15 protein-coding genes are annotated in these 17,308 nt (G+C 46.4%); 12 read left to right on the top strand and 3 right to left on the bottom strand.

From position 1 onward, the window contains the following. Positions 1-170: 170 nt before the first annotated feature. The 3 genes from QVO66_RS06980 (at position 171) to QVO66_RS06970 (ending at position 4,812) form a co-directional block, all read left to right on the top strand. Complete coding sequence (locus QVO66_RS06980) at positions 171-1,097, top strand: hydrogen peroxide-inducible genes activator (RefSeq protein ID WP_125105278.1); 927 nt, start codon at positions 171-173, stop codon at positions 1,095-1,097. Positions 1,098-1,429: 332 nt separating this feature from the next. Further along, positions 1,430-3,676: an inorganic phosphate transporter gene (locus QVO66_RS06975; protein ID WP_021854731.1), complete on the top strand. Its 2,247-nt coding sequence runs from the start codon at positions 1,430-1,432 to the stop codon at positions 3,674-3,676. 392 nt (positions 3,677-4,068) lie between these two features. After that, on the top strand, positions 4,069-4,812 hold the full coding sequence (locus QVO66_RS06970) for a head GIN domain-containing protein (protein ID WP_021854730.1): 744 nt from the start codon (positions 4,069-4,071) through the stop codon (positions 4,810-4,812). A 231-nt stretch (positions 4,813-5,043) separates the two neighbouring features. On the opposite strand, the gene uraH is transcribed toward QVO66_RS06970, so the two are convergent. Next, positions 5,044-5,460 (bottom strand): hydroxyisourate hydrolase, encoded by a 417-nt coding sequence (gene uraH / locus QVO66_RS06965; RefSeq protein WP_021854729.1) that lies wholly within the window; start codon positions 5,458-5,460, stop codon positions 5,044-5,046. Positions 5,461-6,570: 1,110 nt separating this feature from the next. Here uraH and QVO66_RS06960 point away from each other — a divergent pair. The 7 genes from QVO66_RS06960 to QVO66_RS06930 all read left to right on the top strand — a co-directional run bounded on the left by QVO66_RS06960 (position 6,571) and on the right by QVO66_RS06930 (position 14,355). Further along, positions 6,571-7,299: a sugar phosphate nucleotidyltransferase gene (locus tag QVO66_RS06960; protein WP_021854727.1), complete on the top strand. Its 729-nt coding sequence runs from the start codon at positions 6,571-6,573 to the stop codon at positions 7,297-7,299. Beyond that, positions 7,296-8,093 carry a hypothetical protein gene (locus tag QVO66_RS06955; protein WP_021854726.1) on the top strand — a complete coding sequence of 266 codons (798 nt, stop codon included), beginning with the start codon at positions 7,296-7,298 and terminating at the stop codon, positions 8,091-8,093. The genes QVO66_RS06960 and QVO66_RS06955 overlap by 4 nt, the downstream gene beginning before the upstream one ends. 25 nt (positions 8,094-8,118) lie before the next feature. Further along, positions 8,119-9,054 (top strand): CDP-alcohol phosphatidyltransferase family protein, encoded by a 936-nt coding sequence (locus tag QVO66_RS06950; RefSeq protein WP_021854725.1) that lies wholly within the window; start codon positions 8,119-8,121, stop codon positions 9,052-9,054. After that, entirely contained in the window at positions 9,051-9,749 is a 699-nt protein-coding gene (locus tag QVO66_RS06945; protein ID WP_021854724.1) for an HAD family hydrolase, read from the top strand. The genes QVO66_RS06950 and QVO66_RS06945 overlap by 4 nt, the downstream gene beginning before the upstream one ends. A 68-nt stretch (positions 9,750-9,817) precedes the next feature. Further along, entirely contained in the window at positions 9,818-12,376 is a 2,559-nt protein-coding gene (locus QVO66_RS06940) for a DUF5686 family protein (protein ID WP_021854723.1), read from the top strand. A 49-nt stretch (positions 12,377-12,425) separates the two neighbouring features. Beyond that, positions 12,426-12,911, top strand: a complete 486-nt coding sequence (locus QVO66_RS06935) for a PaaI family thioesterase (RefSeq protein WP_021854722.1) — start codon at positions 12,426-12,428, stop codon at positions 12,909-12,911. A 427-nt stretch (positions 12,912-13,338) separates the two neighbouring features. Then, positions 13,339-14,355, top strand: a complete 1,017-nt coding sequence (locus QVO66_RS06930) for a LacI family DNA-binding transcriptional regulator (protein ID WP_021854720.1) — start codon at positions 13,339-13,341, stop codon at positions 14,353-14,355. A gap of 103 nt (positions 14,356-14,458) precedes the next feature. Here QVO66_RS06930 and QVO66_RS06925 read toward each other — a convergent pair whose 3' ends face one another. Next, positions 14,459-14,749, bottom strand: a complete 291-nt coding sequence (locus tag QVO66_RS06925; RefSeq protein WP_021854719.1) for a DUF721 domain-containing protein — start codon at positions 14,747-14,749, stop codon at positions 14,459-14,461. Further along, positions 14,742-15,857 (bottom strand): DNA replication/repair protein RecF, encoded by a 1,116-nt coding sequence (recF, locus tag QVO66_RS06920; protein WP_021854718.1) that lies wholly within the window; start codon positions 15,855-15,857, stop codon positions 14,742-14,744. Before recF ends, QVO66_RS06925 begins: the two co-directional genes overlap by 8 nt. Positions 15,858-16,068: 211 nt before the next feature. Between recF and QVO66_RS06915 the strand changes: the two genes are divergently transcribed. Beyond that, entirely contained in the window at positions 16,069-16,764 is a 696-nt protein-coding gene (locus tag QVO66_RS06915) for a tetratricopeptide repeat protein (RefSeq protein WP_021854717.1), read from the top strand. Continuing rightward, positions 16,764-17,240 (top strand): 6,7-dimethyl-8-ribityllumazine synthase, encoded by a 477-nt coding sequence (gene ribH / locus QVO66_RS06910; protein WP_021854716.1) that lies wholly within the window; start codon positions 16,764-16,766, stop codon positions 17,238-17,240. Before QVO66_RS06915 ends, ribH begins: the two co-directional genes overlap by 1 nt. The last annotated feature ends 68 nt before the right edge of the window (positions 17,241-17,308 follow it).

The following is a 17,308-nucleotide window of genomic DNA, read 5'->3' as shown; positions in this document are numbered from 1 at the left end:
CTGAAACAAGGCAAAACACACTGCTGCAGGGACTAAGCCGCATGCGGCAGCGGAACATACAAAACGGCATACCCACAAATGATGACAGCACAAAAATATTCGGCTCAAAAATTTATCTTTTCAGAATTTATGTGTATGTTTGCGGCCTGAAGACAAAAAGCAACAGCAACATGACACTACAACAAATGGAATATATCGTGGCCGTCTACAGACTGCGCCACTTTGCCAAGGCAGCCGAATACTGCAAGGTAACGCAACCCACACTTAGCTCCATGATACAAAAGCTTGAAGACGAGCTGGGCATAAAGATATTCGACCGCACGGCACAGCCCGTTACTCCTACCGACATAGGACAGAGAGTGATAGAGCAGTCGTGGAAGGTGCTGATACGCGCAAGAAAGATAAAAGACATTGTTGCTGAGGCCAAGCAGGCTCTTGGCGGAACATTCAGGATAGGCATACTGCCCACCATAGCGCCTTATCTGCTGCCGCGCTTCTTTCCTCAGCTTACATCGCAGCATCCAGAGATGGAGCTAAAGGTCATAGAGATGAAGACCGAAGAAATAAAGAGAGCCCTCGCAAGGGCCGAAATAGATGCGGCCATATTGGTAAGGCTGGACAACATGGAGCATTTTGCATCTACCACACTTTTCTACGAGCAGTTCATTGCATACGTGTCGCGCGAGGACAGGCTGTTTGAGAAAAAGAGCATACGCACGGCCGACCTTAACAACGAATTTATATGGCTGCTCGACGAGGGGCACTGCTTCCGCGACCAGCTGGTAAAATTCTGCGACCTTAAGGAGGCACGCACAAGCAAGACAACATATAGCCTGGGGAGCATAGAGACATTCATGCGCATGGTTGAGAACGGCAAGGGCATAACCTTCATACCCGAACTTGCCCTGCCGCAGCTTTCCGACAGGCAGCGAGAACTGATACGCCCCTTCGCCATCCCAATACCGACAAGAGAGATTATCATGATGACGACAAAGAGCTTCGTAAGGCATGCCGTGCTCAACATGCTCATAGATACAATAAAAAGCAGCGTGCCCGAAAACATGCTGAAACTGAACAACACCGAGCAGAGGGTGTAATACAACGTCTGCAACATCGGCGCATAAGGGCCTGCATGGTCAAGCGGTCTGACTCATAACGCAAAAAGACTCACCCATGTCGGCCCTTATGCCGTTATCACCGGCACAGTGCTATTCGGAACTCTTATCACCTTAACCTGCAAAAAGTTAATATAACACAACGCTGCCGGCACAAAACACAAAGGTATACCTTATTATATAATACGACAAAAAAAGTGCGCAATGTCATAATTGTAACACAAATGAAACATCTGTTTAAAACCGCTGTAACACGTATTTTCTACTTTTGCAGCGTGAAATAAAACGGAATCACTCATAACAAATTACAGTTTATGACAGAAATTTATTTTTTAATTGTCGCATTTCTGCTTTTGCTTGCAGTCTTCGACCTGTTTGTTGGCGTCAGCAACGACGCGGTTAACTTTTTAAACTCGGCCATTGGCGCCAAAGTAGCCAAATACCGTACGGTGCTGATAGTTGCCTCCGTCGGTGTACTTATCGGAGCCGTGATGAGCGCCGGAATGATGGACGTGGCACGCCATGGCATAATGAGGCCGGAGAACTACACCTTTCAGGAAGTAATGACGATATTCCTGGCCGTAATGGTTACTGACGTCATCATACTCGACGTGTTCAACACTCTCGGTATGCCTACGTCAACCACAGTATCGCTTGTGTTCGAGCTTCTCGGAGGTACATTCATCCTGGCTATGCTGAAGATGCATGCCGATCCGTCACTCACCATCTACGACCTGCTTAACAGCGACAAGGCGCTGAGCGTAATCATTGCCATATTCGTGTCGGTGGCCATCGCCTTCTTCTTCGGAATTATCGTGCAATGGATTTCACGACTGATCTTTACATTCAACTACAAGAAACACCTGCGCTACACAATAGCCATATTCGGCGGTATAGCGTTCACAACACTTACATACTTCATCCTTATCAAGGGTATCGGCAAGTCGCCGTATATCGCTGAGACAGCGCGTACATGGATTGAGGAGAACACATCAATGCTGATGATTATCACACTGATAGCCTCAACAATACTCATGGAGATAATCCATCTTCTGCGCATCAACGTGTTCAAGCTGATTGTGCTTCTCGGCACATTCGCCCTTGCCATGGCTTTCGCAGGCAACGACCTTGTAAACTTCATCGGTGTGCCTCTTGCCGGTCTCGACTCTCTTAACGACTTCCTTGCCAACGGTCACGGCAACTACGACTCATTCATGATGGACTCACTCATGACATCAGCCAAGAGTCCTCTGCTCTATCTGCTTATTGCCGGAATCATAATGATCATAGCAATGGCCACATCAAAGAAGGCACAGAACGTGGTTAAGACCAGCGTTGACCTGAGCCGTCAGGATGAGGGCGACGAGATGTTCGGATCATCACGCGTGGCACGCAGTATGGTAAGAGCCACACAGGACATCGGCGAAACCGTATCAAAGATAATACCTGCCAAAGCCATCAAATGGATTGACAGCAGATTCAACAAAGAAGAAGTGATACTTGCTCAGGGCGCAGCATTCGACGAGGTGCGTGCAGCTGTCAACCTGGTGCTTGCAGCATTGCTCATCGTAGTTGGTACAAACTATAAATTGCCTCTTTCAACAACATACGTTACATTCATGGTTGCCATGGGTAGCTCACTTGCCGACCGCGCATGGAGCCGCGAAAGCGCCGTGTTCCGCGTAACAGGTGTAATATCAGTAATCGGCGGATGGTTCGTAACAGCCGGCGTTGCCTTTGCAGTCTGCGCAATAGTATGTGCCCTGATGCACTTCGGCGGATTCATCGTAATGATTGCCTTCATGTGCCTCGACATCTACCTGCTCTGGAGAAGCAACCGCAACTATGCAAAGAAGGTGAAGGAGGAGAAGAAAGACGACGTGTTCCAGCTGATGATGCGCACAAAGGACAAAGAGATTGTATGGGATCTGCTGTCAAAGCATGTTGCCCGCACACAGAGCTTCGTAACAAGATTTGCCCTTGAGCAGTACAACCGCATAGTTGAAGGCATCAGCAACGAGAGCCTGCGCGAACTGCGCCACTGCGGAAATGCACTGAAAGAGGAGCAGTCGCAGCTGAAGAAATTCCGCCGCAAGGAACTTCTTGCAATGAGACGCATACCGGGAGACATAGCTATCGAGCGCAACACATGGTTCCATCTGGGAGCCAACAGCAACCAGCAGTTTATCTACTGTCTGAAACGTATGCTCGACCCTATAAAGGAGCACGTTGACAACAACTTCAACCCGCTGCCTAAGGTTTATCTCAACGAGCTTGAAAGCGTGCGCCGCAAGATAAGCGAACTGATGAACCACACAGAGCAGATGATTTCGACCAACAGATACGACCTGTATCAGGAGACTCTCGCCATAGCAGAGGAACTTAAGGAAGAGCTGTCAGCAATGCGCAAAAATGTGATAGACCACATGTATCAGGACAACAGCACAAACCTGAAAGTGTCGCTGCTCTATCTTAACATTCTGCAGGAGAGCCAGGAGTTTGTCAGCATCATGCGCCATCAGCTGCGCGCCGCAAGAAAGTTTCTTGAGGAAAGACAATAATAATATTCTCAGATAATCAAAACTGTTTAAACTGGGGTTGGCAACGGCCGTAAGGCCTGAGCCAACCTTTTTTCGTTTTTTATCCTGACCAGCCGTTGTCATCCTGCCGTATCTTTACGCTGCATCAGGCAGGCAAGTATCTGCTTTCTTTACCGGCAATACTGCCTATGCAGATAAAAGCAGACCGCAAGACAACCAAGGAAATTAAAAAGACTGACAACAGCATCAATATGCAGAGTGAGCAGAACAACATACTGACCGACGTCCGACGAGATTCATAGTCTGACTTGCCAGATTATTTATTAATCCTGAAAAAAGTCTGATGGCGTGCAACTTTTTCAGCTTCTGTTACGTCTTAATGATATAAAGAACAAAATAAAAATATGAAGAATATGAATATCAGACTACTTTTATTGCCGTTGATGGCCATTGCGCTACAGGCATGCAAGACGGAGAATGCCGTAAAGAACAGTGAAAATTATGTAGAGAGAAACATAAACGTGAACGACTTTACCGACATCAGCATTGAAGGAAGCAACAACGTCTACTTCATACAGGGGAACAAAACTTCCGTAAAAGTATCAGGAAATGAGGAAGACATAAAACGGATGAAGATATACAGCAAGGACAACACGCTGCACATCAAGGAAGAGTCGAAAAGCATATCACTGATGTCACTGCTAAGAAATCCGCGCAAGGATGTCAACGTATATGTAACCTCGCCCAACATAAGAGGCGTGTCTGTTCTCGGCTCGGGCAACTTCAGCGCCAAAGAGGGCATCGACACCGACAGGCTGAAGCTGAAGATAACCGGAAGCGGAGACATTTCTATCAACAGCATAATATGCAACGAATCGTCAATAGGCGTCGTGGGCAGCGGAAGCATTGAAATAAACAGTCTCACTACGGCACAAAGCGACATGGGCATTCCTGGCTCAGGCTCGATAAGCATCAGCAACGCAACAATTAAAAACGTTACCGGCAGCATAACCGGATCGGGCTCTATAGAGCTTAACAATGCAAACATCGGCTATGCAAAAAGCAAAATAACAGGTTCGGGCTCTATCGACATTCAAGGCAAGGTGGATAAACATGATGAGAGCGTAACCGGATCAGGGAGCGTAAATGTGAGATAAGCACCGACCGGATGTGTGCATAAATACTGAAGAATTATTATTTACCAAAATGTTTTCTGCCGGATGTGTTACTCCCTTAATCGCCGGAACATCTTGCCTGAAACAAGACCCGGACGACGTAGACACACCGGCAGAAAACATTAATCAGCAATATGCGGCAATCAGATCTGCACATAATGCCATAAGAAAAGCAGCAGACAGACCTGCATGAAGGCGCAGATTGCGCCGGGTTCAGCTGCCCCGATAAGTAGAATATCCGTAAGGCGAAAGCGTTATCGGCACGTGGTAATGACTATCGTCCTTTATCTCGAACACCACGTCGATAAATGGATAGAAAGTGTCTTGTGCCTGCGACTCGAAATACGGGGCAACGTAATATGTAAGTTTATACACGCCACAGTTGTCAGCACCTGTCCTTTTCTCAAGAAAATCCTTAACGCGTCCGTTCCCGTCGGTAATTCTTTCCTCCATGACGCTCCAGTTATTTTCACCTGACAGCTTAGACAACACAATCTTTACGCCCTGCGCAGGGCGACCGGTGTTAATGTCAAGTATATGACTCGACAACTGATAAACCTTGTCTTGAGCCATGACCGAAGATAAAGACATCATGAGCGCAATGACCGTAAGAATAACATTTTTTCTCATTACCTTAAAATTTTAGAGGTTAATATCAAATAAAACAAACAATGTTTACTCGCAATGAGCCGAAACACCGAAAGGTTTTTAGCTTGCACCACATCTCTGTCTGCCAATATACACGTGCCTACAATCAGCGTATGACATAACAGAAAGAGAAACGGGCACTACCGCCGACGGCAAAGATAGCGAAATATTTTATATACAGGCATCATGACCTAATATTTTTTCAACTACATTACTTTTAACTCAAATCATAATGAAAGCATCTGTCGCCATATGCTTTCATTATGATTTTTGTCGACGTTGCACAACGAGGGTATTTGAAAATTAAAATCATTTATCCGAAAATAGCGCAGAATTAGTGTGCAGACGTAAAGCATATTAAATCAGCGTGTTAGTTCAAATCCTGGCAATCTGTGCAACAAATCATCACATAAAATCCATATAAAAGGCAGCAAAATGCACTGCAAACTCACTGCTTTTGAAGTCAGAAACGTGGCTTTTGGAACGGTAAAAGGCATGCTTTTACAAAAAGAAACGTAACATTTGCCGCATTTTGTAAACATGATTTACCAAAAGCACTGATATGAACGACAAAGCATTTCTATTTCACACAAAAACTCAGACATAATCCGTCTGACACTTTGCTATGATTATCCGGCAGACATATTGCAATATGATGTACGGCGAGCACAAGCGCCTCATCAATCCATAACCATCCTTTATACTATAAGGTCACCACACACTCCATGCCGTGCATGACACAAATGATGAATATACTATCTGAAATGCAGGCTGATACAGCTGCTACCAGTGCTGCCACACCTATATAAATATATATAAACGAACGGCATTGCCGCCGCTTGACGACATTACAGAACGGCACAAACCACAATAACAGACCTGCCGACATATTAAATTTTATTAATGACACTGATATGCAGATAAAATAACAAGGATATTCAAACACATTAATTTTAGGCACATTCAGAGCGGAAATGCGGCTAAGATATTGTAATTATAACCTTTATGCAAAAACAAAAATACACTAAAAAGTTTTCTACTTTCACCAATAATGGCTAACTTTGCGCACTCATTGAGTAAAAAGATATCTTTATGAAATATGCCATTATTGCCGCCGGCGAAGGTTCACGGTTGGCAAAAGAGGGCGTAAATGCCCCCAAACCTCTGGTCAAAGTCAACGGCGTTTGCCTGATTGACCGGCTGATTAGCGTGTTCATGGATAACCACGCGGAACAAATAATCGTAATATGCAACAGCAACATGACTGCCGTCAGCCAGCATCTGGCAGAGCTGAAGGAGAAAGGTCTTAACGGAACAGCCGTGCCGCTTGAATATATAGTGAAAAGCACGCCGAGCTCGATGCACAGCTTCTACGAAATAAGCAAATATCTTGAAGACGGCCCGTTCTGCCTGACCACGGTAGACACTATATTCCACGAAAAAGAATTTGCACAATACATCAAAGAGTTTAACGAATGTGTTGAGAACGGAACAGCCGACGGAATGATGGGCGTAACCGACTTTATCGACGACGAAAAGCCGCTGTATGTAGGAGCAGACAGCGACATGAACATAACGGGATTCTTCGACGAGCATAACGGCTGCAAGCTTATTTCCGGCGGAATCTACGGACTTACCCCCGGAGCAATAACTATCCTGCGGCAGTGTATAGAACGCGGAGACAGCCGCATGCGCAACTTTCAGCGCGCGCTCGTTGCAGCAGGATGCCGCCTGAAGGCAAGGCTCTTCAGCAAGGTGCTCGACATTGACCATGCCGGCGACATAGCCAAGGCTGAAAAGTTTTTGAACGGAGAGTCATGAAGAAGGTGATAGCTATATACCGTGCCGAAAAGTTCTCACCTAACTCCGTTGAAAAAGACAAGGCCATAATGGACGCCGTATGCTCAAGACTTCAGGCAAAAGGGCACGAAACAACAGCCGTAAAGGAAGAGCAACTGGGCGAATGCGGACACGCTGACATGATTCTTACCATGGGACGCCTCAGCTCTACGCTAAACTTTCTGGAGGAACAGCAGCGTCTAGGCACAACGGTTATCAACTCGCCCGAAGGCGTAAGGGCATGCGCAAGAGCCAACATAGACAGCGTGATGCGCAGCAACGGCATACCCGTGGCACCGCTCACCGGCAAAAGCGGCTACTGGATTAAGCGCGGCGACGAAGCAGCACAGAGCAAAGACGACGTGGTGTTCGCGGCAGACGAGACTGAAAGAGACAACAAAATAGCCGTTTTTGCGGCAAGAGGCATAACGCAGATTGTGGTAACCGCACACGTCATGGGCGACCTCGTGAAATTCTACGGCGTCAGGGGCACCGACTTTTTCAGGACATATTATCCTGGTGACGACGGCGTGTCGAAATTCGGCGACGAGCGTGTCAACGGCAAGCCTGCCCACTATGAGTTTGACACCGCACACCTTAAGGCCGACGCCGAGAAGGCTGCATCGCTGATAAACATCGACATATACGGAGGCGACTGCATTGTGCGCGAGGACGGCTCGTATGCAATAATAGACTTTAACGACTGGCCCAGCTTTTCAAGATGCCGCGAAGAGGCAGCCGAGGCCATGGCAGAGATAATCTGCAAAAAGATGTAACGTTATAAAAAACAGAAAGAAACTTATGAGCAATTTTAAAGAGATGCTTAACGCATCACTGAAATCACAAGATACGGAAGAGTGGCTCGACGTTCACTTCACGCGCCCCATCGGACTGATGTTCGCCCTGATGTGGAAGAAGCTAGGCGTCCACCCTAACACGATAACAATACTGTCAATATTCTTGGGCGTCGGCGCCGGATGGATGTTCTCATACACAGACATAATGCACAACATTGCAGGCATCGTGCTGCTTATGTTTGCCAACTTCTGCGACTCAACCGACGGACAGCTTGCACGTCTTACGGGACAGAAGACGCTTCTTGGCCGAGTGCTCGACGGCTTCTCAGGAGACGTGTGGTTCTTTGCAATATATGCAGCCCTTTCATACCGCATGATGGGACAGACCATCCCCGGACTTGACATACAATGGGGCCTGTGGATATGGGTCATTGCCTTCATTGCCGGAGTGATGTGCCATTCGCCTCAGAGCTCGCTTTCCGACTATTACCGTCAGATACACCTGTTTTTCCTTAAAGGCAAGGAAGGCAGTGAACTCGACACTTACGAAAGTCAGATAAAGATATACAAGTCGCTGCCCAAGCGCGGAGCCTTGTTCGAGCATCTGTTCTACTACAACTACGCCAACTACTGCAAGAGTCAGGAGAAACGTTCGCCTGCTTTTCAGAAGATGATAAAGGTGATGAAAGAAAAATACGGCAGCGCATCGCAGGTGCCGGCCGACATCAGAGAGGAGTTTCTTGAGGGAAGCCGTCCGCTGATGAAGTACACCAACATCCTGACTTTCAATACGCGCGCAATATGCATCTACGTTACATGCCTGCTCGGCTGCCCGTGGGTGTACATGCTCATAGAGATAACGCTGATGAACATTCTGTATATCTACATGCACAAGAAGCATGAATCACTGTGCAAGAAAATAACAAAAAAGATTCAATGACAAAAGGATATATCTTCGACTACGGCGGCACGCTCGACACAGCCGGCCGCCACTGGGGCAAGGTGCTATGGCATGCCTACAGCCGCCACAACATACCTGTAACTGAAGAACAGTTTCGCGAGGCATACGTTCATGCAGAACGCACGTTAGGCTCACACCCCATAATTCAGCCAGAATACACTTTCCACAAAACGCTCGACACAAAACTGCGCATAGAGATGGAATATCTCATGGCAGAAGGCTACTGGAACGTGTCAGAGGATGAATATGTAAAAAGCCATAAGACCATACTCGAAGACCTTTATGAAGAGGTGAAGAGAGAGACGAGTCACAGCCGCGAGGTGCTGACCCGCATAAACGAGAATCATCCGATGGTGCTCGTGAGCAACTTCTACGGCAACATCAGCGTGGTGCTTAAGGAGTTCGGACTCGACAATCTGTTTCTTAATATTATAGAGTCGGCCGTCGTTGGCATACGCAAACCCGACCCACGCATATTCACTCTCGGCGTAGAGGCATTGAAGCTAAATCCCGCCGACACAACCGTAGTAGGCGACAGCTTCTACAAGGACATCACACCTGCCAAGAAAGCCGGATGCAAGACTATATGGTTCAAAGGCGAAGGCTGGACCGACGAAAAATATGATGAGACCATACCTGACAAGATCATAACCGACCTGAGTCAGATTCTTTAATGCAAAGGACACCGGACCCTTCATACGCTAAAAACAACAACGGTTCAAAATAAACAGAAAATCATATAATGAAAAATATTCTGATATTACTTCTTTTAATACTGGCACAGGCAGCAGGCGCACAGACAATAACAGGTGTTGTTGTTGAAGAATCCACCGGCGACACCATTCCGTTTCCCAGCGTGCAATATAAAAAAGAGAAGATTGCAACGTCGGGAAATGCCTACGGACGCTTCTCTATAAAGCGTCTTAACGGTGAGAAGCTAACGTTCAGCGCCGTTGGATATCAGGAACTCACCATTCTGATAGGCCCGAACACGCCTTCAGAAATGAAAATCACGCTCAAAACTGACACCAAGCAGCTGAAAGGCGTAACGGTGAAGACGAAGCGAAGCAAATACAGCCGCAAGAATAATCCGGCCGTAGAGCTGATGAAGCGTGTCATTGCGGCTAAGAAACGCACCGACCTTGCCAACCACGACTATTATCAGTTTAACAAATATCAGAAAATAACGTTCGCCATAAACGACATTAAGCCTACCGAGCTTGAGAACGAAAAACTGAAAAAGAAAAAATGGCTGATTAACCAGATTGAGACCTGTCCGTACAACAACAAACTCATTCTGCCGTTGTCTGTCGACGAGACTGTTACAAGAAACATATACAGAAAAGACCCTAAGACCGAGAAGTCGATAATAATGGGACAAAGTTCATCGGGTGTCAACGACCTGATTGAGACAGGAGACATCCTGAATAACGTGCTAAAAGACGTATTCACAGACGTAGACCTGTATGACGACCAGATCCGTCTGCTGCAATATCCGTTTACAAGCCCTATCGGCAAGGACGCCATATCATTTTACCGTTTCTACATTGTCGACACCGTATACGTTGACAGAGACAAGTGTTTCCATCTGCAGTTCCTGCCCAACAACCAGCAGGACTTCGGATTCAGGGGCGAAATATGGATTCTGGCCGACTCAACGCTGCACGTAAAACGATGCAACCTGACGCTTCCAAAGAAAAGCGATGTCAACTTTGTCGACAATCTTCAGATTATACAGGAATACACCCGCCTGCCCGAAGGTGACTGGGCTTTGACAACCGACGACATGTTCGTTGAAATGTCGATAGCCAAGTTCCTAACCAAAGCCATAGTCATACGAACAACACGAATGAGCGACTATGCCTTTGACGAACTGCCCGACAAGCTGTTTAAGGGCAAGACGAAAGTGTTGCATGAGTCTAATGCCATGATGCGCGACGAAGCTTTCTGGGACAAATACCGAAGCGTAGAGCTGACAAAAAGTGAAAGTTCGATGGATGCATTCATCAACAATCTGAGTCAGCAGAAAGCCTTCAAGTATATCATCTTTGGTGTAAGGGCATTCATAGAGAACTTTGTTGAGACAGGAAGTCAGAATCATCCGAGTAAGGTTGACATAGGACCTATCAACACGATGATAAGCTCTAACTTCATTGACGGAGTGCGCACTCGTATCAGCGCACAGACAACGGCTAACCTCAACCCGCACTGGTTCCTGTCTGGATATTATGCACGCGGATGGGACAGCCGCAAGAACTATTACAAGGGCGAGCTGACATACTCGTTTAACAAGAAGGAATATCTTCCGCGAGAGTTCCCGAAACGCACGCTGACATTCACTTCTACTTACGACGTATGTTCACCTTCAGACAAATTCATGCACACCGACAAGGATAACGTGTTCACGGCTCTGAAATGGACTAAGGTTGAAAAAATGATGTTCTACAACCGCCAGCAGCTCTCGTTCGAACGTGAAGAGGAATGGGGATTCAGAACGACCATAAGCCTGAAGACAGAAGAGAACGAAGCCTGCGGCGACCTTTTCTTCAAGCCTTTGTCTATGGTCGGCATGGAAGACGCCATGACCGGACAGGGAAAATTCAGGACAACCGAAGCACGCATTGAACTGAGATATGCTCCGGGTGAGACATTCATAAATACGAAGCAGCGCCGTCTGCCCGTGAACCTCGACGCACCAGTATTCACACTGTCGCACACCACAGGTATAAAAGGTTTCCTCGGAGGCGACTACGACTACAACTTCACTGAAGCAAGCATATACAAGCGCCTGTGGCTGAACAGCTGGGGAAAGATTGACATCCTGGCAAAAGGCGGCATACAATGGAACAAGGTGCCGTTCCCGCTGCTCATAATGCCGGCCGCCAACCTGTCGTATATCATCAGTGACGAAACATTCAACCTGATAAACAACATGGAGTTCCTTAACGACAGATACGCAAGCCTTGACATATCGTGGGACTTGAACGGAAAGATATTCAACCGCATACCGCTCCTCAAGAAACTAAAGTGGCGCGAGTGGCTTGGCATAAAATGCCTTTGGGGCACACTTACCGACAAGAACAACCCTACCCTGGCAGCAAACGCAGGCGACGGTATGTTAATGGAATTCCCGGAAGGTTCATACATAATGGACAGCAAGCGTCCGTATATTGAGCTAATTGCCGGAATCCACAATATATTCAAGATTATACATATTCAGTATGTACACCGTCTGAACTACAACCATCTGCCTACGGCAACCAAGAACGGCGTAAGGCTTATGATGCGACTTACGTTCTAAGACATGGTGACACTGAAATCAGATAACAACCATAAATAATTTATTGCCTATGAGAAAGATTAAAAATCCATGGATGGATAAGGAAGGATACAACTGTTTTGGATGCAGCCCCGACAATCCGATAGGTGTACATATGGAGTTTTTTGAAGACGGCGACAACATAATAAGCTTCTGGAAACCGCAGACCCACTATCAGGGATGGATAGACACCATGCACGGAGGCATATTGTGCACGCTCATTGACGAAATAGCCGGATGGGTGATTTTCAGAAAACTGCAGACAAGCGGAATGACCACTCATCTCGAAATAAGATACAAGAAGCCGGTAATGACAACAGAACCGCAAATCACGCTGAGGGCGCACATAGCCGAACAAAGACGCAACCTGGTAACTATTGAGGTTACGCTCGAAAACTCAAAAGGCGAGATATGCACGGAAGGTAAAGCCACATACTTTGCATTCAACAAAGAAAAAGCAAAAGAAATGGGATTCACTTCATGTGAACTTGAGGGCGAAGAGCTTCTGCCCATGTAACCTCTTTTTCTGCAACAAAAGTATAAATTAAATTGTCTCGACATAGCACAAACCCTTAAGCTAACTACAGAACGGCTTAAGGGTTTGTGTTTTTTCACACATTCTGCCCCAAATGGGAGAAACAATATACTCACCATCTGACCGGACATCAGGAAACTGTCATACCCACAACCGGTGCCGCAGGCGCAAATCCCGGTATCAGTCTACACGCTTCAATAGTGCTCCTGAAAACAATATTTCACCACTGTCAGCAACGTCTTTACATCTACGCATAACCTTCAGTATGCCATAAAACCGGCAATGAGCCATTGCTATTTGAGCGATTTTTATTAAAGTTACGTAAACGTTTGCGTATTTTATTTTTTTTGATTACATTTGCAATAATCATTTAACTATTCCTTCAACAATTCGACAAACACAGGTAGCAATGGCAGCACGCAGAACGTCTTTAAAAGAAATGGCTGAACAGTTGGGAGTCAGCATTGCGACAGTGTCGCGCGCATTAAGAAACAGCCACGAAGTAGGTGAGGAAATGAGAACTCGCGTACAAGAGCTTGCCAAGAAGCTCAACTACCGCCCTAACCCATTCGCACAAAGCCTGAGGCAACAGAAGCCTAAAGTAATAGGCGTTGTTGTGCCGAATCTGGTAACACATTATTATGCGGCCGTACTCGACGGAATAGAAGATTTTGCAACGAAGGCCGGATATGCCGTTGTGGCAGCCAACAGCCATGAAGACCATATTAGAGAAGAAAAAGCCATTGACAACTTTGTCAGCATGTACGTTGAAGGCATTATAGCATGTCTGGCGCAGGATACAGTGGATTATTCTCACTTCACAGAAATCAACAAGATGGGTATACCGCTGGTATTCTTTGCCCGCACTTGCCTTCCTGACATATTCTCATCTGTCGTGTCAAACGGAGATGAAGCCGCACTTCAGGCTACACGCCACCTTATCGACACCGGCAGCAAGCGCATCGCATTTATCGGCGGACCAACACATCTCGACATGGTCAAGCGCCGCAAACACGGCTACCTGGAGGCTCTGCGCGAAAGAAACATCACAATTGACCGCTCTATTGTCATCAACGGCAACATCGACTACGAAAGTGCGCGAAACGAAACTCTGAAATTGCTCAAACGCGAAGACAGGCCAGACGCAATCCTTGCCTTCAACGACATCATAACCTATGCTGCCTTTGACGCAATAAAGACCCTCGGACTGCACATACCTAAGGACGTAGCCATCATAGGCTTTACCGAAGCAGAGTCGTCCGCCTTTGTAACGCCAAAGCTTTCGGCTATAATGGACCAGGCGCATCTTACAGGCGAGAAAGCATGCGACCTGCTTCTGAGAAACATCCGCGGCGATAAAAAGATTTACAAAGAAATCGTACCGATGATTCTAAAAATACGCGAAAGTTCTAACAAGCAAGAATAGGCTTGCTGCAAAATGATGACACAATCTGATTGCTGCTATGTTTTTTTAAAAGCAATCAAGCACATCGCTACACATGTCGAAATGCGGCATGCGAAAAAAGATATCAGAAGAACTTTATGTCGACAATGATATTGGCGCCCACCTCCATGTTCAGATTCTTCACAAGTCTGTCTCTCATCATCGTAAGATCAGCACGCAGCGCCGGATTAAGAATCTTGACGAACAACGTCTGGTTCTTGATAAACTTTTCTGCCGTATATCCGGCAATAACCTTACCTACAACCTTATCCCACGAGTCGATGAGACGCTTCTGCTGCAGTGGCGTTTCTAGTCCGTCCTGCCTCAAACATTTCTGCAGGATATCCGCCAGAGTCTGAACATCACGCTTAAACATCGGCAACCTCCTTTGGCATAATGTCGCCGTTATCAACATAAAAGAGCCTGTAATCAAGCGACGAACTGCTCAATATACGGTCAAGATGGTCGCGGTTGGTGTCTGTCAGGAAAATCTGCCCGAATTCGTCTCCCGCAACAATCTTCACAATCTGCTCCACTCTCTGTGCATCCAGTTTGTCGAACACATCGTCAAGAAGCAGTATCGGAGTGGTCTTTGAGCCAGTGCGCTTAAGAAAATAAAACTGAGCCAGCTTCAGGGCTATGACAAAAGTCTTGTTCTGTCCCTGGCTGCCCTCACGCTTTATCGGATATCCGCCAATAAGCATTTCAAGGTCATCGCGGTGAACACCATGAAGAGAATAGCCCACGGCAAGGTCTTTCATGCGGTCGCGACGGATAACATCAAGCAACGGACCTCGCTGACAATGAGACACATAGCCCAACGAAACCTCTTCCTTATCCTGAGAGATCCGGCTGTAAAACGTCTGAAACAAAGGAGTCAGCTCGGCTATAAAGTCGTTTCTCTTGTTATAAATTGCCTCTCCGTAAAAAGCCATCTGTTCCTCAAGCAGCGACAACAATTCAATGTCAGGCCCTTCCTCTGTCTTAAGCAGCGTATTTCTCTGCTGCAGAGCCTTATTGTAACGGTTAAGGGCATCGATATAAGAATTGTCATACTGCGAAATAACCACATCCATAAGCCGGCGTCTCTCTTCGCTCCCACCCTCAATCATCACCGTGTCCGACGGCGAGACAAATATCAGAGGTATCATGCCTAGATGCATCGACAGTTTCTTATATTCTTTCTTATTACGCTTAAAATGCTTCTTTGAGCCGCGCTTCATGCCGCAAAACACAGAATCCTCATCGCCATAATCGTTTACATAAACAGCATCTAACACGAAGAAATCCTCACCGTGGCGTATCACGTTGGCGTCGCTCGTTGTGTAAGCGCTGCGGCAGAACGACATATAATATACAGCATCAAGCATGTTGGTCTTTCCCTCGCCGTTATGCCCTATGAAACAGTTCATCTTGGGCGACAAGTCGAGAGTGGCCTCCCTGATGTTCTTATAATTGACTATGGATATCTTCTTTAAAAACATATTTACCGACAAATTATCAACTTGAGGACAGCAATAAAAATCATATACCGGCAATAACACATTTACGATTGCCCAATGCTGCTTTTGTCATGCAAAGTTACTTGATTTATCAATGAAAAACAAAAAAAGTATGTAATAAATTTCACAATACCAGATAATTTACGTAATTTTGCCACGCTTTATAAACCGCTAATTATAAAAATAAATATAAATGGCAAATCTTAATGAACAGAAGGGCACAATGAACGACGCCCTCAACCAGAAAGAGGCTGTTTTCTTGAGACATAAGAAAACAATCTCAATCGCCATCGTGGCGATTATCCTTGTTGTAGCAGGTATCATCTGCTATGAGACCTATGTTTCAGGCCCAAAAGAGCAGGAAGCAAGCACAGCACTGGCTAAAGGTCAGGAGTATTTCTCTAATCAGCAATACGACAAGGCGCTGAAGGGAGACGGAGCCGGATATGTCGGATTCGTAAACATCGCATCTGACTACAGCAGCACAGATGCAGGCAACCTGGCAAACCTCTATGCAGGACTCTGCTATGCAAACCTCGACAAATGGAACGACGCAGTAACATATCTCGACAAGTTCTCTCCTGCCGATGATCAGATGATAAGCCCCTCTGCCGTAGCTGCACTTGGCAATGCTTACGCACACGTTAAGCAGCTCGACAAGGCTGTTGAATATCTCAAGAAGGCTGCAAGCATGGCCGACAGCGAAGCTGCCGACAACACCAACAACAGCATTTCGCCTATATTCCTGCTCCAGGCCGGTGAGATTCTCGAGAGCCAGGGCAAGAAGAGCGAAGCTCTGCAGATTTATCAGGATATAAAGACAAAGTATCTTAACTCTGCCGTTTCGCAGGATATTGACAAATATATTGAAAGAGTTTCTGTAAAATAATGGCTACCGCACTGCACAATCTTTCTGACTACGACTACGGTAAAGTACCCGACGCAAGCAACATGTGTTTCGGCATCGTCGTTGCCGAATGGAATCCTGAAATAACAGGAGCACTGCTCGAAGGTGCCGTAAGGACACTAGAGAAACACGGAGCACTGCCTGAAAACATACACGTAAAGACAGTTCCCGGAAGCTTCGAACTTATCTACGGCGCACACCAGATGACGCTCAACGGCGGATATGACGCAATAATCATCCTCGGAAGCGTTATCAGAGGCGAGACTCCTCACTTCGACTACATCTGTCAGGGCGTAACCTACGGCATTGCACGTCTTAACGCCAAGAGCGAGATTCCAGTAATCTACGGACTGCTCACCACCAACGACCTGCAGCAGGCTAAAGACCGCAGCGGAGGAAAGTTGGGCAACAAGGGTGACGAGTGTGCAATTGATGCCATAAAGATGGCAAAATTCTAATTTTACATAGAAACCGATAAAAGTATAAATGAGGGCAGATTTAACAAAGTCTGCCCTTTATTTTTTAA

It is taken from the genome of Prevotella sp. CAG:255 (assembly GCF_000431195.1).
Classification (GTDB): domain Bacteria; phylum Bacteroidota; class Bacteroidia; order Bacteroidales; family Bacteroidaceae; genus Prevotella; species Prevotella rara.
Note: the sequence above shows the minus strand (reverse complement) of the source record. Positions and strands in the feature narration are given on the sequence as shown.

Bases quoted from the DNA above. Each gene is read 5' to 3' on its own strand.
- ribH (WP_021854716.1), top strand. From the start codon at position 16,764: ATGGCTACCGCACTGCACAATCTTTCTGACTACGACTACGGTAAAGTA.
- QVO66_RS06930 (WP_021854720.1), top strand. From the start codon at position 13,339: ATGGCAGCACGCAGAACGTCTTTAAAAGAAATGGCTGAACAGTTGGGA.
- QVO66_RS06915 (WP_021854717.1), top strand. From the start codon at position 16,069: ATGGCAAATCTTAATGAACAGAAGGGCACAATGAACGACGCCCTCAAC.
- QVO66_RS06940 (WP_021854723.1), top strand. From the start codon at position 9,818: ATGAAAAATATTCTGATATTACTTCTTTTAATACTGGCACAGGCAGCA.
- QVO66_RS06925 (WP_021854719.1), bottom strand. From the start codon at position 14,749: ATGTTTAAGCGTGATGTTCAGACTCTGGCGGATATCCTGCAGAAATGT.
- QVO66_RS06955 (WP_021854726.1), top strand. From the start codon at position 7,296: ATGAAGAAGGTGATAGCTATATACCGTGCCGAAAAGTTCTCACCTAAC.
- QVO66_RS06960 (WP_021854727.1), top strand. From the start codon at position 6,571: ATGAAATATGCCATTATTGCCGCCGGCGAAGGTTCACGGTTGGCAAAA.
- QVO66_RS06975 (WP_021854731.1), top strand. From the start codon at position 1,430: ATGACAGAAATTTATTTTTTAATTGTCGCATTTCTGCTTTTGCTTGCA.
- QVO66_RS06980 (WP_125105278.1), top strand. From the start codon at position 171: ATGACACTACAACAAATGGAATATATCGTGGCCGTCTACAGACTGCGC.
- uraH (WP_021854729.1), bottom strand. From the start codon at position 5,460: ATGAGAAAAAATGTTATTCTTACGGTCATTGCGCTCATGATGTCTTTA.
- QVO66_RS06945 (WP_021854724.1), top strand. From the start codon at position 9,051: ATGACAAAAGGATATATCTTCGACTACGGCGGCACGCTCGACACAGCC.
- QVO66_RS06950 (WP_021854725.1), top strand. From the start codon at position 8,119: ATGAGCAATTTTAAAGAGATGCTTAACGCATCACTGAAATCACAAGAT.
- QVO66_RS06935 (WP_021854722.1), top strand. From the start codon at position 12,426: ATGAGAAAGATTAAAAATCCATGGATGGATAAGGAAGGATACAACTGT.
- QVO66_RS06970 (WP_021854730.1), top strand. From the start codon at position 4,069: ATGAATATCAGACTACTTTTATTGCCGTTGATGGCCATTGCGCTACAG.
- recF (WP_021854718.1), bottom strand. From the start codon at position 15,857: ATGTTTTTAAAGAAGATATCCATAGTCAATTATAAGAACATCAGGGAG.